The organism is Advenella incenata (assembly GCF_004217095.1).
GTDB lineage: Bacteria > Pseudomonadota > Gammaproteobacteria > Burkholderiales > Burkholderiaceae_B > Advenella > Advenella incenata.
On the sequence record NZ_SHKO01000001.1, the window covers coordinates 2,060,395 to 2,082,560 of the forward strand.

General features: G+C 54.6%; 24 protein-coding genes. 19 read left to right on the forward strand and 5 right to left on the reverse strand.

Translation table 11 applies throughout. The annotated features are described in order from the left end of the window. Nucleotides 1–112 precede the first annotated feature (112 nt). The 17 genes from rpsA (at nucleotide 113) to EV681_RS09380 (ending at nucleotide 14,514) form a co-directional block, all read left to right on the forward strand. A complete protein-coding gene (gene rpsA, locus EV681_RS09300; RefSeq protein WP_128394374.1) occupies nucleotides 113–1,825 on the forward strand; it encodes a 30S ribosomal protein S1 in 1,713 nt (570 codons plus the stop codon). A gap of 3 nt (nucleotides 1,826–1,828) precedes the next feature. Next, entirely contained in the window at nucleotides 1,829–2,191 is a 363-nt protein-coding gene (locus EV681_RS09305) for an integration host factor subunit beta (RefSeq protein WP_128394373.1), read from the forward strand. A 124-nt stretch (nucleotides 2,192–2,315) separates the two neighbouring features. After that, on the forward strand, nucleotides 2,316–2,693 hold the full coding sequence (locus tag EV681_RS09310; RefSeq protein ID WP_130303789.1) for a LapA family protein: 378 nt from the start codon (nucleotides 2,316–2,318) through the stop codon (nucleotides 2,691–2,693). Next, nucleotides 2,683–3,903, forward strand: coding sequence for a lipopolysaccharide assembly protein LapB (lapB, locus tag EV681_RS09315; protein WP_130303790.1), 1,221 nt, complete (start codon nucleotides 2,683–2,685; stop codon nucleotides 3,901–3,903). Before EV681_RS09310 ends, lapB begins: the two co-directional genes overlap by 11 nt. 4 nt (nucleotides 3,904–3,907) lie before the next feature. Next, nucleotides 3,908–4,837, forward strand: coding sequence for a D-glycero-beta-D-manno-heptose-7-phosphate kinase (gene rfaE1 / locus EV681_RS09320; protein ID WP_130303791.1), 930 nt, complete (start codon nucleotides 3,908–3,910; stop codon nucleotides 4,835–4,837). Next, nucleotides 4,834–5,826 carry an ADP-glyceromanno-heptose 6-epimerase gene (gene rfaD / locus EV681_RS09325; RefSeq protein WP_128394369.1) on the forward strand — a complete coding sequence of 331 codons (993 nt, stop codon included), beginning with the start codon at nucleotides 4,834–4,836 and terminating at the stop codon, nucleotides 5,824–5,826. The genes rfaE1 and rfaD overlap by 4 nt, the downstream gene beginning before the upstream one ends. Nucleotides 5,827–6,055: 229 nt before the next feature. Next, nucleotides 6,056–6,694: a ComEA family DNA-binding protein gene (locus tag EV681_RS09330; protein WP_165392986.1), complete on the forward strand. Its 639-nt coding sequence runs from the start codon at nucleotides 6,056–6,058 to the stop codon at nucleotides 6,692–6,694. Nucleotides 6,695–6,846: 152 nt separating this feature from the next. After that, complete coding sequence (gene cysM / locus EV681_RS09335; protein ID WP_130303793.1) at nucleotides 6,847–7,764, forward strand: cysteine synthase CysM; 918 nt, start codon at nucleotides 6,847–6,849, stop codon at nucleotides 7,762–7,764. A gap of 92 nt (nucleotides 7,765–7,856) precedes the next feature. Continuing rightward, complete coding sequence (locus EV681_RS09340) at nucleotides 7,857–8,837, forward strand: P-type ATPase actuator domain-containing protein (protein ID WP_242612180.1); 981 nt, start codon at nucleotides 7,857–7,859, stop codon at nucleotides 8,835–8,837. A gap of 7 nt (nucleotides 8,838–8,844) precedes the next feature. Further along, nucleotides 8,845–9,051, forward strand: coding sequence for a cbb3-type cytochrome oxidase assembly protein CcoS (gene ccoS / locus EV681_RS09345; protein WP_165392987.1), 207 nt, complete (start codon nucleotides 8,845–8,847; stop codon nucleotides 9,049–9,051). A 200-nt stretch (nucleotides 9,052–9,251) separates the two neighbouring features. After that, entirely contained in the window at nucleotides 9,252–10,724 is a 1,473-nt protein-coding gene (ccoN, locus tag EV681_RS09350) for a cytochrome-c oxidase, cbb3-type subunit I (RefSeq protein ID WP_128394364.1), read from the forward strand. 10 nt (nucleotides 10,725–10,734) lie between these two features. Further along, nucleotides 10,735–11,394: a cytochrome-c oxidase, cbb3-type subunit II gene (ccoO, locus tag EV681_RS09355; protein WP_128394363.1), complete on the forward strand. Its 660-nt coding sequence runs from the start codon at nucleotides 10,735–10,737 to the stop codon at nucleotides 11,392–11,394. A 24-nt stretch (nucleotides 11,395–11,418) separates the two neighbouring features. Further along, the gene (locus tag EV681_RS09360; RefSeq protein WP_128394362.1) at nucleotides 11,419–11,589 is read left to right on the forward strand and encodes a cbb3-type cytochrome oxidase subunit 3; all 171 of its coding nucleotides are present in this window, start codon (nucleotides 11,419–11,421) and stop codon (nucleotides 11,587–11,589) included. Then, entirely contained in the window at nucleotides 11,586–12,488 is a 903-nt protein-coding gene (gene ccoP / locus EV681_RS09365; RefSeq protein ID WP_130303794.1) for a cytochrome-c oxidase, cbb3-type subunit III, read from the forward strand. The genes EV681_RS09360 and ccoP overlap by 4 nt, the downstream gene beginning before the upstream one ends. Before the next feature lie 24 nt (nucleotides 12,489–12,512). Then, nucleotides 12,513–14,009, forward strand: coding sequence for a cytochrome c oxidase accessory protein CcoG (gene ccoG / locus EV681_RS09370; protein ID WP_128394360.1), 1,497 nt, complete (start codon nucleotides 12,513–12,515; stop codon nucleotides 14,007–14,009). Between the two features lie 14 nt (nucleotides 14,010–14,023). Further along, nucleotides 14,024–14,257 carry a FixH family protein gene (locus EV681_RS09375; RefSeq protein WP_130303795.1) on the forward strand — a complete coding sequence of 78 codons (234 nt, stop codon included), beginning with the start codon at nucleotides 14,024–14,026 and terminating at the stop codon, nucleotides 14,255–14,257. A 2-nt stretch (nucleotides 14,258–14,259) separates the two neighbouring features. Then, the gene (locus tag EV681_RS09380; protein ID WP_128394358.1) at nucleotides 14,260–14,514 is read left to right on the forward strand and encodes a hypothetical protein; all 255 of its coding nucleotides are present in this window, start codon (nucleotides 14,260–14,262) and stop codon (nucleotides 14,512–14,514) included. A gap of 282 nt (nucleotides 14,515–14,796) precedes the next feature. On the opposite strand, the gene EV681_RS09385 is transcribed toward EV681_RS09380, so the two are convergent. The 5 genes from EV681_RS09385 to EV681_RS09405 form a co-directional block, all read right to left on the reverse strand. Next, nucleotides 14,797–15,555: a helix-turn-helix domain-containing protein gene (locus EV681_RS09385; protein WP_130303796.1), complete on the reverse strand. Its 759-nt coding sequence runs from the start codon at nucleotides 15,553–15,555 to the stop codon at nucleotides 14,797–14,799. Between the two features lie 316 nt (nucleotides 15,556–15,871). Next, entirely contained in the window at nucleotides 15,872–16,630 is a 759-nt protein-coding gene (locus EV681_RS09390) for an ABC transporter ATP-binding protein (RefSeq protein WP_128394356.1), read from the reverse strand. Next, nucleotides 16,627–17,442, reverse strand: a complete 816-nt coding sequence (locus EV681_RS09395; RefSeq protein ID WP_128394355.1) for an ABC transporter ATP-binding protein — start codon at nucleotides 17,440–17,442, stop codon at nucleotides 16,627–16,629. Before EV681_RS09395 ends, EV681_RS09390 begins: the two co-directional genes overlap by 4 nt. Continuing rightward, nucleotides 17,439–19,358, reverse strand: coding sequence for an ABC transporter permease (locus tag EV681_RS09400; protein WP_130303797.1), 1,920 nt, complete (start codon nucleotides 19,356–19,358; stop codon nucleotides 17,439–17,441). The genes EV681_RS09395 and EV681_RS09400 overlap by 4 nt, the downstream gene beginning before the upstream one ends. 195 nt (nucleotides 19,359–19,553) lie before the next feature. Beyond that, the gene (locus EV681_RS09405; protein ID WP_130304058.1) at nucleotides 19,554–20,726 is read right to left on the reverse strand and encodes an ABC transporter substrate-binding protein; all 1,173 of its coding nucleotides are present in this window, start codon (nucleotides 20,724–20,726) and stop codon (nucleotides 19,554–19,556) included. 135 nt (nucleotides 20,727–20,861) lie between these two features. Here EV681_RS09405 and EV681_RS09410 point away from each other — a divergent pair, with 135 nt between their 5' ends. Continuing rightward, entirely contained in the window at nucleotides 20,862–21,119 is a 258-nt protein-coding gene (locus EV681_RS09410) for a hypothetical protein (RefSeq protein ID WP_130303798.1), read from the forward strand. A gap of 273 nt (nucleotides 21,120–21,392) precedes the next feature. Further along, complete coding sequence (locus EV681_RS09415) at nucleotides 21,393–22,022, forward strand: LysE family transporter (RefSeq protein WP_128394353.1); 630 nt, start codon at nucleotides 21,393–21,395, stop codon at nucleotides 22,020–22,022. Nucleotides 22,023–22,166 lie beyond the last annotated feature (144 nt).

Here is a 22,166-nt window from a genome sequence, read left to right on the forward strand (position 1 = left end):
AGGGCTTTTGTCTGGGTTCAGGCGAAAGATTTTTTCACTCCGCCGCGGCAGGCTGTTCTGCCAAAGCGTGTTTTTAAGGCCAGGAGACCGTGACGGTCCCGGGATTTTTCTAATGTCATCCATTTCTTTACAAGACGCCACTGGTGGCGAAAGCTTTGCCGATTTATTTGCTCAAAGCGTAAAAAACCAGGATATGAAATCAGGTGAAGTGATTTCAGCCGAAGTGGTCCGTATCGATCACAACTTTGTCGTAGTTAATGCGGGATTGAAGTCCGAATCTCTCATCCCTCTCGAAGAATTCCTGAATGATCAGGGCGAACTGGAAGTTGCCGAAGGCGACTTCGTTTCTGTTGCCATTGATTCACTCGAAAACGGTTACGGCGACACCATCCTGTCCCGTGATCGTGCAAAACGTCTGTCTGCATGGCTGTCACTCGAGAAAGCGCTCGAGTCCGGCGAAATGGTAACCGGCACCATCACTGGAAAAGTGAAGGGCGGCCTTACCGTGATGACAAACGGCATTCGTGCCTTTTTGCCTGGTTCACTGGTTGATCTGCGTCCTGTCAAGGATACAACACCATACGAAGGCAAAACGATGGAGTTTAAAGTTATTAAACTTGATCGCAAACGCAATAACGTCGTTCTGTCACGTCGTTCCGTTCTTGAAGTTAACATGGGCGAAGAGCGCCAGAAACTGCTGGAGAACCTGAAAGAAGGCGCAGTGGTTACCGGTGTTGTCAAAAACATTACCGATTACGGTGCGTTCGTTGACCTGGGCGGTATCGACGGTCTGTTGCACATTACTGATATGGCATGGCGCCGTGTTCGTCACCCGTCCGAGGTCCTGTCTGTTGGTCAGGAAGTTCAGGCCAAAGTTCTCAAGTTCGATCAAGAGAAAAGCCGTGTTTCCCTGGGTGTAAAACAGCTGGGCGAAGACCCATGGGTTGGTTTGGCTCGTCGCTACCCACAAAGTACACGTCTGTTCGGTAAAGTGACCAACCTTACCGACTACGGTGCGTTCGTTGAAGTCGAAACCGGTATCGAAGGTCTGGTACACGTTTCCGAAATGGACTGGACCAACAAAAACGTTGATCCGCGCAAAGTGGTCAGCCTTGGCGAAGAAGTTGAAGTCATGGTTCTGGAAATCGACGAAGATCGTCGTCGTATTTCGCTTGGCATGAAACAGTGTCGTGCAAACCCATGGGAAGATTTTGCCACCAACTTCAAACGTGGTGACAAAGTTCATGGCGCAATCAAGTCCATCACCGACTTTGGCGTATTCATCGGTCTGCCTGGTGGCATCGATGGTCTGGTTCACCTGTCTGACCTGTCATGGGCTGATTCTGGCGAAGAGGCCGTGCGCAACTTCAAGAAAGGCGACGAGATTGATGCCGTGGTTCTGGCGATCGATACCGATAAAGAGCGTATTTCTCTTGGTATCAAACAACTCGAAGGCGATCCGTTCAACAACTTCGTTGCAACGAACGACAAGGGCGCCGTTGTTCCTGGCGTGATCAAGTCTGTTGAAGCCAAAGGTGCGGTTGTAACGCTGTCACTTGAGGTTGAAGGCTATCTGCGCGCTTCTGAAATTTCAGCCGGCCGTGTCGAAGACGCGACCACTGTTCTGAAAGAAGGCCAGAACGTCGAAGCCATGATCCTGAACGTTGATCGCAAGGCGCGTTCAATCCAGTTGTCAATCAAGGCACGTGACAATGCTGAGACCGCAGATGCGCTGCAGCGTATGAGCGATACCAGTGCGTCATCCGGTACGACTAACCTGGGGGCTTTGCTCAAGGCGAAGCTCGACCAAGCTAAAGACGATTAAGCTGTGACTAAATCAGAGTTGATTGAAGCACTAGCGGCCAGCTATCCACAGCTGGCTGCCCGTGACACCGACTTCGCTGTCAAGACGATGCTTGATGCCATGACCGTTGCTCTATCCAGAGGTCAGCGCATTGAAATTCGCGGTTTTGGCAGCTTCTCGCTGTCAACGCGTGCTCCACGGGTTGGGCGCAATCCCAAGTCCGGCGAACAGGTGATGGTCCCCGGTAAACGGGTGCCTCACTTCAAGGCGGGCAAAGAATTGCGCGAGCGCGTTGATTCTGTTTTTACCTCTGCTGACGACACCAAGCAGAATGCGTCCGAGAATGGCCATTTTGACGCCGAGGCGGCCAAGGTAGCCAATCTCTGATCAAATCAGGTAGGTGTTCGTTTCTTATGATGTCCAAAAACCCCGATTGCAAAATCGGGGTTTTTGTTTTTAGACCATCAATTCGCATTACAATGGCGAATAATTCAATTTCAGGAGCAGGCCAATGCGTTACATAGTCTGGGCATTGCGAATCATACTTTTTTTGCTGGTGCTATTGTTCGCACTTAAAAATACCGATCCCGTTACTGTGCGTTTTTTTGGTGATTATACGTTTGCCGGTGTGCCGCTTATTGTCGTGCTATTGCTTGCATTTTTCGCTGGTGCATTGTTTGCGTGGCTGGTCAGCATTCCTACACGCTTGCGTAAAACCCGTGAAGTCGGGCGCCTAAAAGGCGAGGTAGAGCGTTTGAACCGTGACGTGGCTGATACCCGTCAGTCGCTGGAAGCGCTCAAAGCCGAAGAATTGCGCCTTCGCAGCAGCGTGGCCTCGACAAGCACCGCCTTGCACACGCCTGCCCGGGAGACCGCAGTTGGACTTTGAGGCATGGTGGCTGATCCTGATCCCCATTTTGTTCGGACTGGGGTGGATCGCAGCCAAGGTGGATGTCCGGCAGATCGTATCTGAAAGCAGGAATCTGCCCGACTCCTATTTTCGCGGGCTCAATTTTCTGCTCAACGAGGACCATGACCGGGCCATTGATGCGTTTGTCGAAGTGGCCAAACTTGATTCCGAAACAACGGAACTGCATTTTGCGCTCGGCAACCTGTTTCGTCGTCGCGGAGAGATCGAGCGGGCCATTCGGGTCCATCAAAGCCTGCTTTCCCGTTCAGATTTGCCGCGAGCCGACAGGGAACATGCATTGCATGAGATCGCCCAGGATTACTTCAAGGCGGGCATGTTTGATCGCGCTGAAAATGCTTTCAAGGAAGTGCAAAATACCAGCTATGGCGTTTCTGCGACCCGGGCGCTGATTCGCATTTACGAAGCCGAACACGATTGGGAAAAGGCGATTGCCGCCGCGGCGCATCTGCGTGAACTGACCGATGAGCCGTTGCCACAACGCGTCCATTACCATTGCGAACGGGCGCAGGCCGCATTAAGTGCGAAAGAGCCGGATTTTGACCGTGTCGCCGCCGAGCTGGACGCTGCAGAGCGCGAAGCCAGGCACAACATGGAGCAGGGTGGATCCCAGGCTTCTTACGCCCGTATCGCCATTTTGCGCGCCTATCTGGCCCGTCGCCTGGGCGATGGCAACACCGAGCGCCAATGGCTGCTTTCGGCGCTGGAGCGCTCGCCTGAGTTCGCCGGCCTGGTGGCCAAGCAGATCATGGACAATTTCGCTGCCAGTGGCCAGGATGAACAGGCGGTCAGCTTGCTCAGGGACCATTATTTTGCGCATCCGTCGCTGGATGTATTCGAAGTGGTCTTTGCAGCATTGCGCAAGCAGGGGTTCGCTCCCGCCTGGCAGTTCGCCCAGGACTCCCTGCGCCAGCATCCGTCGTTGCTGGGCTTTGATAAAGTACTGCAAAGCGAACTGGCGCAAGAGCAGAGTGCGGGTGGGCAAGGCGAGCTGCAACAACATATGCCCGATTTTGACCTGTCATTATTGCGGACCATGATTGACAAGCACACCCGGCGTATGGACAAATATGCCTGCCGGGTCTGCGGATTCCAGGCACAGACCTATTATTGGCAATGTCCTGGCTGCAACTCATGGGAAACTTATTCGCCACGCCGCCCAGAGGAATAGTCGTATGCGTGCATTTCCGATAGAAAAAATCAGACAGATCCGTATTCTGGTCGTGGGCGATGTGATGCTTGACCGCTACTGGTTTGGTGAAGTCGAGCGTATTTCGCCAGAGGCACCGGTACCGGTGGTGCGAGTGGCCAAACGAGAAGACCGGCTGGGCGGCGGGGCCAATGTGGCCCGCAATATAGTTGCACTCGGCGGTGGGGTCACCTTGTTGGGCATCGTGGGCGATGATGAGGCCGGCGAGCAAATTGCCAGGCTGGCGCGCGAAGCGGGTATCGATACCCAATTATTAATCGACGCATCCATGCATACCACCCTGAAAATGCGTGTGTTGGGGCGTCAGCAGCAATTGCTGCGGATCGATTTTGACTATCTGCCTGATGCGCAGACCCTGCAGCAACTGGAACAACAGTATCGCCGCCTGCTAAACGATCATGACATTGTGGTTCTTTCCGATTATGCCAAAGGGGTGCTCACTCATTGCTCCTTGCTGATTAAACTGGCGCGCGAACGCGGGATACCGGTGTTGGTCGATCCTAAAGGGGACGAATATGACCGCTACGCAGGTGCAAACCTGATTTCTCCGAACCGCGGAGAAATGCAGCAGGCGGTTGGCAAATGGAAAACCGAAGAGGAGCTGACGCTGTCGGCCCAGAGCCTGCGTCAACGGCTCGCGCTTGAGGCGCTGCTGATTACACGCTCGGAACAGGGAATGACTTTATACACTGAAGCGGGGCGGTTCCATGTGGATGCTGCCGCGCACGAGGTCTTTGATGTCTCCGGAGCCGGCGATACGGTTCTGGCGACCATGGCCGTAACCCGCGCCGCTGGCGCGGACTGGCATGAGGCCGTCGAGTGGGCGAATCAGGCCGGTGGTATAGTAGTAGGTAAACTTGGAACATCTATAGTAAGTGCAGAGGAACTGACATGATTATCGTAACCGGAGCCGCGGGTTTCATTGGCAGCAATCTCGTGCGTGGCCTGAACAACAGGGGCATTACCAATATCCTGGCTGTAGACGATCTGACTGATGGCGACAAGTTCGTCAATCTGCGGTCAGGAATTATTGCCGACTATATGGACAAGGACGAATTTCGTACTCGGGTCAACAGCGGCCAGTTCGGCCCGGTGACCGCCATTTTTCATCAGGGCGCCTGTTCGGACACGACGGAAAGAAACGGTCGTTACATGATGGATAACAACTATCGGGTCACGCTGGAGCTATTTAATTTCTGCCAGGCTCGCAGCATCCCGTTTATTTATGCGTCTTCCGCTGCCGTGTATGGCGCGGGCCCGGATTATATCGAGGCGCTTGAAAACGAAAAGCCACTGAATGTATACGGTTATTCAAAGTTCCTGTTTGACCAGGTGGTGCGTGAGCGTTTTGAACACCGCACGGCACAGGTTGTGGGGCTTCGATACTTCAATGTGTATGGCCCGAATGAACAGCACAAGGGTCGCATGGCCTCCGTTGCCTTTCATAATATGAACCAGTTTCTGTCGGAGGGCCATGTGCGGCTTTTTGGCGGCTGGGATGGTTACGAAGATGGCGGTCAGCGGCGCGATTTCATCTCTGTGGATGACGTGGTTGCAGTCAATCTGTTTTTCCTGGATCACCCGGAACAATCCGGCATTTTCAATTGCGGTACCGGTCGGGCGCAACCCTTTAACGACATCGCCTGCGCGGTCGTCAATACCCTGCGGGAAGAGAGAAACGAAGCGCGCCTGTCGCTGGATGCGCTGGTTCGCGAGGGGCTGATTCGCTATATTCCGTTCCCCGATGATCTCAAAGGGCGCTATCAGAGCTTTACCCAGGCTGACACCACCCGACTGCGGGCTGCCGGTTTCAAGGCAGAGATGAACGATGTGGAGCAGGGCGTATCCAGCTATATCCGCCGATTGCGTTCGGATAACGCATAGCGCGTCCAGCTTGCAGGAGCCATCCAGGTCTATGGCGGGCCATGGCAGGCATCTCAGATTGATCAGATGTACCAGACTCATCAGGTTTATCAGATTCATTGAACTTACCCGGGCACATCAGGTGCGCCCGGGTTTTTTTATGATCTCCCAGGGTAGTCACATATGCCTCGCCCTGTTCATGCTTTCTCCGCATCCGAACGCACTGGATTGTTCGCGCCGGCTTGTACTAGTGGATACTTCTATCTGCCTGTTCGGGACGCAAAAGCGCCGCTATGGCACACTACACGACATCAATCTCACCGTTCTCCGTTTTGTCTTGCGTATGCCATTTGTCCGCTGTTGTTGCTCCCGATCCTGGCTGTTTGGTTGCTTTCTTGTGTTTGGGTTTTCTTCCGTTAATGCATTGGACCTGAATCAGGCCACGCGAACCCAACTGCGTGCGATCAAGGGCGTTGGCGACAAATTGGCTGACCGCATTCTGGCGGCCCGGGCACACGGCCGCTTTGTCTCCATGGAGGATGTGGCGGCCCGGGTTGCAGGCGTGGGGCCGAAAAAACTGAAGAAATTGCGCGAACAGGGCGTTCGGGCGGGTTCACTTGCCGGGCGCTCTGTGCACCAGGCGGCCAGTGCCCGATCACCCGGTAACACGCCTGCACGTTCTGATCCCGACCAGTCCAAGCCTGTGAGGCGCAACGCGGTTGCCAGCAATGAGACAGCAAACGATCTGAAGCATGCCGGTGATGGCCTGGTACGCAGGCCCATCCCGGCCATGCCCATGTTGATCCGGCCACGCCCGCGGGCAGACAGCGCATCGTCAGATTTGGGTAAGGAGCCTGTCAGTACCGCAGCACAGCGCAAAACCCATTGACCGGTCAGGGAATAAGTCGTGCAAGCGCGATGATGAATGCTATGATTACCTTCACCAAGCGCCTGTTGAGCCCACTTCGGGACGTCAGGGTTCGTTCGCAACTTACGATGCCCACATGGATTTTCGGGGTATCCCACATTCCATTCTGACCTATCATGACAAAATCGTATCCCACCATTGAAGATACCATCGGCAACACCCCCTTGGTACGCCTGCAGCGCATTCCCGCACATTTGGGTGAGGCGCGCGGCAATGTGATTCTGGCCAAGCTCGAGGGTAACAATCCGGCCGGTTCAGTCAAGGACAGGCCAGCATTGTCCATGATCCGGCATGCGCAGGCGCGCGGCGACATCCGGCCCGGCGATACGCTTATCGAAGCCACCAGCGGCAATACCGGTATAGCGCTGGCCATGGCGGCCGCCATCAGCGGCTATAAAATGATTCTGATCATGCCCGATAACCTGTCGGTGGAACGCCGTGCGTCGATGAATGCATACGGCGCCCAACTGATCCTGACGCCGGCAGACAAGGGCGGCATGGAGTATGCACGAGATCTGGCTCAGTCGATGCAGGCCGAAGGCAAGGGCAAGGTGCTGGACCAGTTTGCCAATCCCGATAACCCACGCGCCCATGTCGAAGGCACCGGCCCGGAAATATGGAAGCAGACAGACGGACAGGTTACGCATTTCGTGAGCGCCATGGGAACCACCGGCACGATCATGGGGGTCGGGTCTTACCTGAAATCGCGTAACGCAGATATCCAGATCATCGGCGCACAACCGGCTCCCGGCGCATCGATTCCAGGCATCAGGAAATGGTCCGAAGAGTATCAGCCGGCCATCTATAACCAGGCAGGCGTTGACCACCTTGAGTTGATCGGGCAGCAGGAGGCCGAAGATATGGCCCGTCATCTGGCTGCCAGCGAAGGCATCTTCGGTGGCATTTCGTCCGCTGGTGCGCTGGTGGCTGCTTTGCGCACCGCCGAACGCGTCAATAACGCCACCATTGTCTTCATCGTCTGTGATCGTGGTGATCGGTATTTGTCCCAGGGCGTATTCAACCCTGTCTGAGTGGGTCGCGCTGGGTCGCAACGCACTGCAGGTGCCGAATAGTTTGATATAGATCAAGATCGCTTTCTTGGATCGATACTATGATCGGTGGTATGAAACCCGCCTCCATTTTCTCGATCCCCAGCGACCTGGGCGCTCAGGAACGCCTGCAGCGCAGGCACATGCTTGCCCGGCTCGGGTTGGCCTGGCTGGTCATGATGCAGGTCATGATGTTTGCCTTCCCGGGTTATCTTCGCGCCAGCTACGCAGACGCAGAAACAGTCGATACGCTGGACACCGCCATTATCGTCATGAACTGGTGCAGCCTGCTGCTGACCGTGCCGGTACTGCTTTATTGCGCCTGGCCTATCTGGCGTGGCTTTCTGGGCAGGGACCCGCATGACCCCCATCAGCAGTCCATGAACTGGCCGATTGGCCTGGGCATTGTGGTGGCCTTTGTTCCCAGTGCCATCGCGACCTTTCGCCAGTCCGGCGAAGTCTATTTCGAATCCATTGCCATGTTCGTTGCCTTCGTGCTTACGGCGCGCTATCTGGCGCTTGCCGCCAGGCAATCGGCTGGCGCTGCGCTTGATCAGCGCTTCGATCAGGAGTCCAGGCTGCTGGCCAAGACGGCCGACCGGGTCGGGCTGTACTTCGTCAGTATACAAATTGCGCTGTCCATTGTGTCTGCGCTCATCTGGTACTTGTACATTGACTCCGGCCACGCCCTGTCGGTACTGGTTGCGCTGTTTGTCATGAGTTGTCCTTGCGCCATGGCCATGGCGGTCCCTTCTGCACAGGCAGCGGCGCGCGCCATCGTTGTTGGCAGTCCGCCACTGAGCCAGAGCGAACATATTGCCTTGCGCACGCAGACTGTCCGTGTTGCCCGCCGCGCGCTTTACGGCTCGCTGTTGTGGCACCTGCTTATGATTCCATTTGCCATGATTGGTCTGGTGCAGCCATGGCTTGCCGCCATAACCATGCTGGTTTCGTCGTTGGCCGTCGCGTTCTATGCCTGGCATTTCTATAAAAACTATACGATCGGCGAGCCTGTCGGCGCCAGCGCGATCGCGATCAACTCTTCATCGGTCTAGTGCTGCCATGGACGTATTCTTTCTCTTGGTGTTCCTGGCGTTTTTGTTCGTTATGAGCATTGGCGGCGTGCTGTACTGGGCTGTGATGTCGGGTCAGTTCGAAGACAGTGACCAAAACGCAAGCGTGATATTGCAGGACGAAGACGCTGCCAGTGTGCCATCCGATGACAAGCGGGGCAGTTCAGCGCCTGGCGTGACTTCTGTCAAATCGTAGCGGCTGAATCCGCCGTTGCCAACGCATCGGTGTTTGGGCAGCCACAAGACCAAACTGTTGTTTTCCTCGTAACAGCCCGGCTGACTACGCATGGTTTTGCGCCTGTTTCTCTAGTGTCTTGGAGCAGCTTGATATTTATCAAATCGCTACGTTGGGATCTATTTAAGATTGAACAATAGGTTTTTTTTAGGGGAATTTTTATGCGTGCCCAGAATGCGCGCTCCGCAGACGCGGAGATATTCAATTACACAGTCGTGCGCCAGTTCACCATCATGACCGTCGTGTGGGGAATTGTCGGCATGTTCGTGGGTGTCTACATAGCCGCACAACTGGTTTGGCCGGAACTGAACGTCGTAGACTGGCTCAGTTACGGTCGTCTGCGCCCGTTGCATACCAATGCGGTTATTTTTGCCTTTGGCGGTAGCGCGCTGTTTGCTACCTCCTATTATGTCGTTCAGCGCACCTGTCAGACGCGCCTGTTCTGTGGACCACTGGCTTCGTTCACTTTCTGGGGCTGGCAACTGGTCATTGTGGCCGCTGCGATCACGCTGCCGGCCGGCTACACAACCAGCAAAGAATATGCCGAGCTTGAATGGCCTATCGACATTCTGATTACGCTGGTCTGGGTCGCCTACGCGATCGTCTTTTTCGGGACGGTAGTCAAGCGCAAGATGAAACACATTTATGTGGCCAACTGGTTCTACGGTTCATTCATTCTGACAATCGCCATCCTGCATATCTTCAACAACATCGAGTTGCCCTATAGCTGGTTCAACTCTTATTCCGCCTACGCGGGTGCGCAAGATGCCATGGTGCAATGGTGGTACGGTCACAACGCGGTGGGCTTTTTTCTTACTACCAGTTTTCTGGGCATGATGTACTACTTCGTGCCAAAACAGGCCAATCGTCCGATCTATTCCTATCGTCTGTCCATTGTTCACTTCTGGGCGCTGGCCTTTACCTACATGTGGGCAGGCCCACACCATCTGCTGTACACCTCTTTGCCTGACTGGACACAAAGCCTGGGTATGGCATTCTCCCTGATCCTGCTGGCACCTTCCTGGGGCGGCATGATCAACGGCATCATGACCATGTCCGGTGCCTGGCACAAGCTGCGCACCGATCCTATCCTGAAGTTTCTGGTGGTGGCGCTGTCGTTCTACGGCATGTCTACCTTTGAAGGCTCCATGATGTCCATCCGTACCGTGAATGCGCTTTCCCACTACACGGAGTGGACTGTCGCGCACGTTCATTCCGGTGCGCTCGGCTGGGTGGCCATGATCACCTTTGGCAGCCTGTATTACATGATTCCCCGTCTGTATGGTCGCGAATCCATGTATAGCAAATCATTGATCGAGGCTCATTTCTGGATGGCCACCATCGGCGTCGTGCTGTATATCGCATCAATGTGGATTGCAGGCGTGATGGAAGGGTTGATGTGGCGTTCAACAGAGGTCGACGGTACGCTGACCTACGCCTTTACTCAGGCGCTGGCATCTAAATATGTGCTGTACATCATCCGCATTGTAGGCGGGATGTGTTTCCTGAGCGGCGTGCTGGTTATGTTTTACAACATGGTCATGACCATCAAGGGACGCAAAGGCGTTAACCCGCAAGTACCTGAATTCGTCGGCCACGATGCCCGTATTGCTCAACCCGTTACTGCTGTTTAAGAGATTTATCATGACGAATCAAAAAAAACGTTTGTTTACTCATGAAACACTGGAAAAAAACGTCGGGCTTCTGATTATCTTTTCGATCCTCGTCGTTGCCGTTGCCGGTCTGGTGCAAATTGTGCCACTGTTTTTCCAGCACTACACCACCAAGGCGGCGCCCGGTGTTGAACCCCTGCAGGCGCTTGAGCTCATCGGTCGGGACGTCTACATCAAGGAAGGCTGTGTCGGCTGCCATTCTCAGCAGATCCGGACGCTGCAGTCCGAAGTGTCCCGTTACGGCCCGTATTCTGTAGCCGGCGAGTTCGTCTACGACCATCCGTTCCTGTGGGGGTCCAAACGTACCGGACCCGATCTGGCCCGGGTTGGCGGACGCTACTCGGATGAATGGCATCGTATCCACTTGCGCAACCCGCGCGACGTGGTCAAAGAATCCAATATGCCTGGTTATTACTGGCTGCAGAACAAGGACGTGTCCAATGAAAATGTTCAGGCACGCATGAAGGCATTGCGTACGCTGGGTGTGCCGTATACCGATCAGCAAATCAACGATGCACCGGCCGCACTCAAGGGAAAAACCGAAGAGGACGCCATCATCGCCTATTTGCAAAGCCTGGGCGTCGGATACCTGGCTGCAATGCGTGAACAAGACGCAACAGCGTCCAACTAGACCAGAACGGGGACAGGTGAACACATGGACATCGCAATCGGGATCATGACCATCGTATCCATTATGACGTTTTTTGGGATCATTGCCTGGGCCTGGTCCAGGCACCGTGTGAGCGATAACGAAGAGGCAGCGCGTCTGCCGTTTGCCGTCCCCGACGAAGCAACGACAACTCGTGGTGAAGGGTATAAAAAATGAGTGATTTTTTCAGTAATTCTTGGAGTTATTACATTGCCATCGTGTCTCTGGCCGGGGTGGCATGGTGCGTGTGGCTGCTGTTTACCCAGCGTCGATGGCTCAAGAGCGCAACGCCGCAAGTCGAAGATACGGGGCATGTCTGGGATGAAGACTTGCGCGAACTCAATAATCCTGTTCCGCGCTGGTGGACGGTCATGTATCTCGGGCTTTGCGTTATCGCGCTGAGTATCATGGTACTGTTTCCAGCGCTCGGTTCCTATCCGGGTCTGCTCGGATATACCTCTGCCAAGCAGGTCGTCGCCGAACGCGAGGAACAGGCGGCACAAATCAAGCCATTGTTTGACAAGTTTTCATCCTATTCTGTCCAGGAACTGGCGGCCAATCCCGAGGCAAATGCCATCGGCAAGCGGCTCTTTCTGAACAACTGTGCACAATGCCATGGTTCCGACGCGAAAGGTTCGCCCAACTTTCCCAATCTGGCCGATGGCGACTGGCTCTACGGCGGCACACCCGAGGTCATTGTCAAATCCGTCACAGAAGGCCGCCATGGTGTAATGGCGCCCCTTGCTGCTGCGATTACACCCTCAGAGGCCAACGAAATTGCCAACTATGTGCGTTCTCTTTCCGGTCTGGCCAGTGATCCCACGCTATTGCACGCGGGCGAGGCGGGTTTCAAGAAAGTATGTTTCGCCTGTCACGGCATGGATGCAAAAGGCAATCAGGCATTAGGTGCACCCAATCTGACCGATAACGTCTGGCTCGGCGGCAGTTCCCGGGAGGCTATTGTCAATACGATTCTGCACGGACGCCAGGGTGTGATGCCAGCACAGAAACATGTTTTGTCTGAAGATCAGATCCGCATGCTGGCCGCATATGTTTGGGGTTTATCCAACAAATAATCATGCATAGAAGAATCGTCAATCATGTCAGATAAGCAACCAGAGCAGTCTGCCAATCAGGATGTGCCTGCGTGGCAACCACCAAGATTGGTCCCGGCCCGGGCTGTCTCTGCCGACGACAGCAGCATGCAGGTCGAAGAGATCCGCGCAAAAATATATCCGCGCTCCGTGACCGGCGTGTTTGCCAAATGGCGGATTATTCTGGTGCTTGCCACGCAGGCGGTTTTCTATGGCTTGCCCTGGCTTCAATGGAATGGACGTCAGGCGGTGTTGTTCGATTTGACCGAGCGCAAGTTCTATATCTTTGGCATTGTGCTCTGGCCGCAGGATGTGTTTTATCTGGCCATCATCCTGATCATTTCGGCCTATGGGCTTTTTCTATTTACTGCGCTTGCCGGTCGGCTGTTTTGTGGGTATGCCTGTCCGCAAACCGTGTATACCGAAATTTTCATGTGGATAGAGCGCAAGATCGAAGGTGATCGCGTTGCCCGTATTCGGCTCGATGAATCTCCGATGAGCTTGCGCAAGTTCAGGATAAAGGCGACCAAGCATTTTTTATGGATTGTGGTTGCCTGGTGGACGGGCTCGACCTTCATTGGCTATTTCTCGCCCATTCGGCAATTGGGCGTTGAACTGCTGCATTTCGAACTGAGCTTCTGGCAGTGGTTCTGGATGGTCTTTTATTCCTTTGCAACCTGGGGGAACGCCGGTTTTCTGCGGGAGTCCGTCTGCAAATACATGTGCCCCTATGCCCGCTTTCAAAGCGTGATGGTCGACAAGGACACGTTTGTCGTGACCTATGACCGGATCCGCGGCGAGCCGCGGGGTCGTCGCTCCAAGAAAATCATTCCCAGCCAGGCTGGTCTGGGCGATTGCGTTGACTGTACCATCTGTGTGCAGGTCTGTCCGACCGGAATCGACATCAGGGACGGTCTGCAGTATATGTGCATCGGCTGCGGCGCCTGTATCGACGCCTGTGATCAGGTGATGGACAAAATGAATTATCCACGCGGGCTGATCCGCTATACATCTGAAAGCGGCATGCTCGATAGACTGGACAGAAAACAGGCTCGACAGCGTTTGTTCAAGCCTCGCATTTATGTTTATATCGCGTTGCTGAGCATCTTCATTATCGGCTTGCTGGTTTCGCTCTCACTGCGTTCACCGTTAAGGGTTGATATCGTAAGGGACCGTGGGGTGCTTGGGCGGGAGATACCGGGTGGAATGATCGAGAATATCTATCGTATTCAGGTCATCAATATGTCGGAAAAAGACCAGAGGTTTATCCTCAAAGCGACTTCCAAAGATATCCCGCAAGTGACGGTCCTGGTCGGAGAAGAGAGCGCGCAACAAATTGAGGTGCCGGCCTTTTCCAATCAATGGGTTCCCATGGTCATTCGCATACCGGTACAGGACTCGGCCAAGGGCTTGCATCCATTGACCCTGCATATCGAAAATACGGATAAGACCGAAGGCACATTATCGGCTCAACAGGATACAACTTTTTTTGTCCCTAATTGACAAGGAGCACAAGGATGCAACTGCAGGAAAGAGATAGCGGGCCGTGGTACAGAGAGCCCTGGCCATGGCTGCTGATGGCCGGTCCCTTTGTCGCTATTATTGGTTGCGTGATTACCATTGTTCTGGCGTTTCAGAATAATCCCGACCACGATGTGCGGCTGGATGCCCGCAAGCAGGGGCTAGTGGTGACCCGTGAAGGCGCCGGGCAGTTGGGTCCGGCAGCCCCTGCTAATGTCAAGCGGGAGTGATCATGCGTACCATCATGTGGATACTCTGGCCGTCGTTTCTTGCTGCCGGCTTTGCCAGCGGGGTGGTGTTTGCGCTGGTTGATCCTCGGGATATTCCCTTGTTCGGGCACATCCGCATATCGAGTGAGCTGGCCTATGCTGCCGGTTTTTTTCTCTTCTGGCTGACAGCTGCTTTCTCCAGTACACTCAGCTTTTTCATGGCTAACAGCGGCAATCAACTATCGCTGTTTTCCAGGCAAGCCGAACTGGACGATTAGCTGCCAGGAACAGTTCAATCTCTGTATCACAGCGCGGCCATGGCCGGCAATTGCGATTGCCGTTTAGATTGGTCCGGCATTGTTGGTGCCGGTCTGGATATGTTCAGATAGCCTGGCTTTTTTGGACAGCGTCTGGACTTGGCTGGTTGTCAAACCCGAATGGCGATGTCCCTGTACCTGAACAGCAGTTTGCCTATGTTCGATCGCCTGCTGATTCTGGACTCTGATGCGGCGATAATGCCGACCACCATGATTGGCCTGTGGATCGCAGAGTACGCTCGTTCAGGCAAGCGCCTTGCGCGAGTCCATGCGGTGCATATTTTCGTTTTGAATCAACATCTGCAGTCCATTGGAGTCCAGAATTTGCACTTCCCGCTGATGAATACGGATCAAGCCTTCCTTGGCAAATCGTGACAGCAGGCGGCTGACTGTTTCAAGCGTCAGTCCCAGATAATTACCAATTTCCTCACGGCTCATGCGAAGCACATACTCACTGCCCGAATAACCCAGACAGGCGAAGCGCTGCGATAAATTGATCAGGAATGCAGCGAGCCTTTGTTCGGAGCGCATGGCGCCGAGCGACAGCACCATGCCGTGCGAGCGCGAAATTTCCTGGCTCATCAGGCGCGTGACACGATAGGCCAGTGCCGGAATTTCCTTGGACAGATAGCTCAGATCGCTCATGCGGATGACACAAACCTCGGTATCTTCCATGGCAATGGCGTTGGAAACATGCATATTCTCGCTCAGTGCATCAAGACCGATGATTTCACCTGCAAAGACAAAACCGGTGATCTGCATGTGGCCGGACTCGTTTTCCAGTTGCAGCTTCATGGAACCGGACCGGATACCGTAAAGGGCAGTGAGCTTATCGCCGGCCTTAAAAAAGAGGGTGCCTTTGGGGATACGGATGCGTTCCTTGACCAACTCGTTCAGTCGTGCCACATCTTGCGCATTGAGCCCCTGCGGTACGCAAATATGCCCCAGCACACAAGTATTGCAGTAAACAGAATCCTTGTCCAGAAGCTGATGTTTAATCATGGTAGTCGCTTGACCTTGATAGCAATCAAAAATGCCGGAGCGGCGGTTAATTGTAGTTTTTACGATCGAGTAGCGCAGCCGGATGGGTGGCTTGCAGCGACACGACACCACACGAACAGCGGGTAACCATCACAACGTGCAATGCAAGAGGGATTAATCGTGTAACCCCCGATTTTTATTCATCTTTCTTACATATTATAACATAGTCGGGCTATCGTTTTCGCGCCAGGCGCGCGCCCAGCATTGCCTGGCGGGCGTCGTCGTGGGCGTAAAGATAAAGCGGGTTCTGTGTTGTTGACTGGCCGCGGCTCTGATGTCAGACTGCCAGAAAATGTGCTTTGGCCTGCGGGTCACGGGCCAGTGCGTCCATGGTGTCCTCGTATTTGATCTGGCCTTTTTCCAGGATGTAAACCCGGTCGCAGACCTGCCGGGCAAAATCCATGTTCTGTTCCGACAATAGAATGCTTACGCCTTGCTCCTTTAAGGCAAGCACCATTTTTATCATCTGTTCAACCACAATGGGGGCCACGCCTTCGGAGGGTTCGTCCAACAGCAGCAGGTAGGGGTTGCCCATCAACGTGCGCGCCACGGCAAGCATTTGCTGTTCACCGCCACTCATTTGTCCCCCGCGACGTGTACGCATGTCGGCCAGATTCGGAAACAGTGCAAAAATCGATGAGACCGACCAATGAGCCACCGCCTGACCATCCGGCCAGACGCGGGGCGCCTGCAAGCCGGTATCGAGATTTTCCATGACACTCAGATCGGCAAAAATACGGCGTTCTTCAGGGACGAAACCAATTCCGGCCCGGGCAATCTGATGCGGCTTCCAGGCAGCAATTTGCTGTCCCATAAACTCAATTGTTCCCTGGTGGGTCACCAGTCCCATGATGCTTTCAATGGTCGTAGATTTGCCGGCGCCGTTGCGGCCCATCAGCGCTACCACTTCGCCTTTTCTGACAGTCAGGTTGATGTCAAACAGGATATGGGCTGCGCCATACCATGCGTTCAGATTCTGCACCTGCAATAGCGCTTGCGGCTGATCCGGCTCAGTAGCGGGCAATAGATGGGTCATGGGCGCACTCCCTCTGCGGTATCAGTCCCGGTGCCCGAGAGGGGAGGTTGGCTGGCGTCGTGCTGCAGATTCAGGCCCGTGCCGAAATAGACCTGCCGCACGTTGGGATCATCGCGGATCTCGCGCGGGGTACCTTGTGCAATCAGCTGGCCACGAGCCAGCACAAGTATTCTGTCGGCAAATCCAAACACTACATCCATGCTGTGTTCGGTAAACAATACAGCCGTATTGCGCGCCTGGGCAATGTCACGCGTTAATGTCATCAAGTCCTGGCGCTCGCGAGGAGCCATGCCTGCGGTGGGCTCATCCATCAGCAAGAGCCTGGGTTCACTGGCCAGCGCCATGGCAAGTTCGACTCGCTTGATATCGCCATAGGCCAGCTCCGAGCATGGGCGATCTGCCTGCTCCAGCATGCCCACTTGTTCAAGTAATGCACTGGCCTGCTGCCGGTACAGTTTGTCGGCAGACTGCCATATGTGATAGGTGCGGCGTCGATAGGCGAGCAGGGCATTTTGAATGTTCTGCAGCACGGTGAATGAACTGAAGGTTGCGGCAATCTGAAAGGTGCGGCCCACACCTTTTTTCCAGATCTGTCTAGCCGGCAAATTAGCGATAGACTCGCCGGCAAGCAGGATACTGCCGCGCGTGACCGGCAATTGTCCGCCGATCATATTGAATGTGGTTGTTTTGCCAGCTCCGTTGGGGCCGATCAGCGCCAGCAGTTCGCCGGCCTGCAAGCTAAAACTGATATCGTCCACGGCAATAAAGTCACCGTAGCGCCGACTCAGATGATTGACCTCAAGCAAATTCATGGTTGCCTTCCTGCAGGCCGCGCCCGACCCGCTTTGTGAAACCACTGTCCGATCCGATTTCCAAGGCCGCCCAGGCCTTGCGGGAACAGCAGTACCAACAACAGGATAATCAGACCGAACAGCCCTTTCCAGTACTCGGTAATGCCTGTGATGTAGTCATGGAGCAAAACATAAAAAGCTGCGCCGCTTAAGGGGCCGGTGATCGATTGAATACCACCGAGCAGGACCATGACAAGGCCGTCAATCGATTTGCTCACATATAGCTCTTCGGGCGATATGCTGCCTTTGGAAAATACGAAAAGGGCGCCAGCCAGTCCGGCAAAAAAACCTGCTATGACAAATGCAATCCACTGCACGCGCATGCTGTCGATGCCGATGGCGCCACTGCGTTGCATTGAGTCGCGGCTGGCCCGCAGCGCATAGCCCAGCGGTGAAAACAATAACCAGCGCAGCGCCAGTATTGAGAGCAGCACGATGGCAAGCACAAAGTAATAAAAGTGGACCGGTTCTTCCAGCCAGGCGGCAGGCCAGATGCCGATCAGGCCATTGGAGCCGCCCGTGACGTCATTCCATTGATATGCCACGGACCATGTAATCTGGGCAAATGCCAGCGTGAGCATGGCAAGATAAATGCCCGACAGCCGCACGCAGAACCAGCCGTAGATTAGCGCCGCGATGGCAGCCACAAAGGGTGCCAGCGCAATAGCAAAGGACATGGGAAGGGCATAGCGTTGCAGCAGCAATGCCGCCGCATAGGCGCCAACGCCATAATAGGCCGCATGGCCAAAAGAGTGCATGCCGCCAGCGCCCATGATGAAATGCAGGCTTGCGGCAAAAAGCATGGCAATGAGAATATCCTGTATCAATACCGGCAAATAGGGAAAGGTCTCGATCGCCAGAGGCACGCAGATGAGCATCGCGATTACGCATACGCCGATAATTTTGAGCAGCGCGCTAGCCGGACGGTAGGGTGCTTCGGGTATGGCGGCACTGCGCGGTGTACCGGTACGGGCGCCGAACAGTCCCCAGGGTTTGAAGATGAGCACAACGGCCATGATCAGAAATTCGACTACCAGGGTCAGTTGGGGAAGGGCAATTTCAATGCCGGCCAGCTGCACGGTCCCCAGCCCGATGCACAACGCCTTGACCTGGGCAATAATAAACGCGGCAACGAATGCGCCGGGAATGGAGCCCATGCCGCCGATCACCACTACGGCAAACGCATCGCCGATTGTCAACATGTCCAGGGTCAGGCTGGCCGGTTCAATGGGAAGTTGCAGCGCACCGCCCAGTCCGGCAAGGAATGCGCCCAGTGCGAATACGCCGGTGAACAGCCAGCTCTGATTAACGCCCAGCGCTTCAAGCATTTGCCTGTCCTGCGTCGCCGCGCGGATGAGCGTGCCCCAGCGGGTGCGATTGAGCAGCAGCCAGAGCAAAAGCAGCACGAGCGGGCCGATCAGAATCAGCAGCAAGTTATAGGTCGGAAATTGCCGACCGAAAATAGGAATAGAACTGGCCAGGCCCGGCGCCTGCGGACCCAGCAGATCTTCGGGACCCCACAGCCACAGCGCCAGATCGCTAAGAACCAGGACCAGGGCAAAAGTGGCAAGCAATTGGAATAGTTCCGGTGCCTGATAGATGCGTCTGAGCACCAGCAGTTCTATAATGGCGCCCAGCGCGCCGACCAGCAGTGCGGCAAGCAGCAAGGCAAGCCAGAACCCGACGGGGCCCGCAGGCAAATAAGATGTGGCCAGACTGTAGGCAAAGTACAGGCCGAACATATATAACGACCCATGGGCAAAGTTGACAATACGGCTGACGCCAAAAATCAGCGATAGTCCGCAAGCGACCATGAATAGCGATGAGGTACCAGCCAGGCCATTAAGAAACAGAACTGCAAATCCGCTCAGATCCATGGGTGGTCCTGTGCACAGGGTGCGCCGCCAGCCAGGCACCGCTGTATTCCCGGATTGTCCGGGCCATATGCGGCAGCGCGAGGCATGGCACCGGTTTCAGTACAGTGTCCAAACTTGTAACGGCGTGGCTGCAGGTCCATGTGGTGGAGCCGGGTATCGTCTCTTGCTGCTGGAGTCATTGCGTGCCGCACACCGCTACTTGGCGGGGCGCATTTTGGCAACCTGCGCATCATCAGGCTGAACCGTAGCGCCGTCGATATAGCGGATGTCTGTCATGATGCCGCGATCGTCCTTGGCGTCCAGTTTGCCGACATATGCGCCCAGGGTCGATTGATGATCCTGCGGGCGATAGGAGATCGGGCCGAACGGCGAGACGACTTCAAGACCGGCGAATGCCTTGCGGATTGCCTCTGTATCGGTCGCACCTGCCTTGCGAAATCCTTCTGCGAGTGACTTGATGGCCATATAGCCGACGATGGAACCGAGCCGTGGATAATCGTTGAATCGTTTCTGATAGGCATCAAGAAAGGCCTTGTGCTCAGGCGTATCGATAAATTGCCATGGATAACCGGTAACAATCCAGCCTTTTGGTGTATCGGCTCCCAGCGTGTCCAGATATTCGGGTTCCCCTGTCAACAGGCTGACGACCGGCATGTTTTCAAAGAACTTGCGGGTGGTGCCGGCGCGGACAAACTTGGTGACATCAGGGCCAAACAGTACATTGAAAATGGCATCGGGCTTGGCTTCGCCCAGCGCCTGGATAACATTGCCGGCATCGACCTTATTGAGTGGGGTAGCTTGCTCTGCGACGAATTGCACATCTGGTTGCGCCTGCTTCAAAAGGGTTTTGAAGGTCTCGGCAGCCGACTGTCCATACTCGTAATTGGGGTAGACGATCGCCCAGCGCTTTTTATTGAGCTTGGCCGCTTCAGGCACCAGCATGGCTACCTGCATATAGGTAGAAGCGCGCAGACGGTAGGTATAGTCATTGCCGTCGGCCCAGACCAGTTTGTCGGTCAGCGGCTCGCTGGCCAGGTAAAACACCTTTCGGTGCGCCGCAAAATCGGCCAGCGCCAGTCCGATATTGGACAAAAAGCCACCGGTCAGCGCATGCACCTTGTCCCGGCTGACGAGCGCCTGTGCTTCCTTGATGGCATTCCCCTGGTTGCCGGCATCATCGCGGATAATGATTCTCAACTTGCGACCATTGATGCCACCGTCCTGATTGGCTTGTTCGGCCGCCAATACCATGCCGTTTTTATAGGGTTCCAGAAAAGCAGGAAAAATCTTGTAGCTATTGATTTCGCCGATACGTATTTCATCGGCCGATTGCGCGTGGACGGCGGGCGTCAAAGCCAGACACGTCATTACGCTTGTGATGATAGCCAACAACCCTTTTGGCGCGCCTTTTTGCATGATATCTCCTGATAATGCCTGATTTTTTGAAGTATCCCTAAGTGTAATTTAGTTACCTCAGTTTTGATAAATAATATGATCTGGATTATGGATTTTTTTGCTGGCGTGTTTGCGTTACTTTGTGCTCGGAGCACAGCAATCTGCAATGGATACGCTGACCACCGGCGCGGCGGCGGGCTGGCGACGGAAAAAACCGCGCTGCAGCAGGTAATGCGCGCCGACGCAATTGCGATCATGGCGGGTAGAAAACGGCATCATGGCAGCCAGAATACGGCATGTTTCGAAGACGTGTTAAAAGCGCCGTGTTGCCGACAATCTGATGCGTCCGAAATAAGCCCGGAATAAAATAGACAGATTGATTTATAATATTGGTTCTGGTCGAAGCTGGCCGCTCACGGCCGCTTATTGCTGCATCTATGTTATCGACATGTAATTGACCTGGGTTGCAGCCGTTTCCCGGGTTTTTGCCGCCTTTGTGGGTTCGCAACCAGTCTTGTAACGTTTTCTATTTTTCAAATTTTTTTGTTGCTGTCATTGCAGCACCCGCTGGCCAAGGGCCAACGTGGGCTGTCTGCCGGTGACCGTCTGTATGTTTCGCCTTTTTGAAGGATTTTTATTATGTCATGGCAATTGTGGTCAGCGTTTTTCCTGGCATGCTGGATTATCAGCATTTCGCCCGGCGCGGGCGCGATTGCTTCCATGTCTACTGGCGTCAATCATGGCGTGCGCCTTGGGCTTTGGAATATTCTGGGCCTGCAACTGGCGCTGGCGACGCAAATCTCGATTGTTGCCGCCGGCGTAGGCGTATTGCTTACAACCACCAGTTGGGCCTTTGCGCTAATCAAGTGGTTCGGGGTTTTTTACCTGCTTTATCTGGCCTGGCAACAGTGGCGGGCGCCGGTGCGCGTAATCCAGCTGGATGCCCGGGTGCCAAATGTGCCCGCGCACCGATTGGTATTGCGCGGTTTTCTGGTCAACATGAGCAATCCCAAGGCAATGGTGTTTCTGCTTGCCGTACTGCCCCAGTTTATTGATCCGCGTGCGCCGCTTGCGCAGCAATACCTTGTGATGGGCATTACCATGACGGTGGTGGATGTCATCGTCATGAGCGCCTATACCTGGCTGGCAGCCAAAATCTTGCGCTTGATGCATTCGGCAAAACAGCAGAAGATCCTCAACCGTGGGTTTGCCGGCTTGTTTACCCTGGCGGCCGGCCTGCTGTCCCTTGTTCACCAGGCGGGCAAATAGGGCGGCAGAACGCGGCACATTTCTGCGCTATCTTTAGTCGCACCGTCTTTAAACGCGGCACCGGTACGTCTGGTGTCGAAGTTTTCTTAGAATCAGATTCTAGCTACTTTGAAACGAAATCCATTATTTCTCGATGGTTTGTTT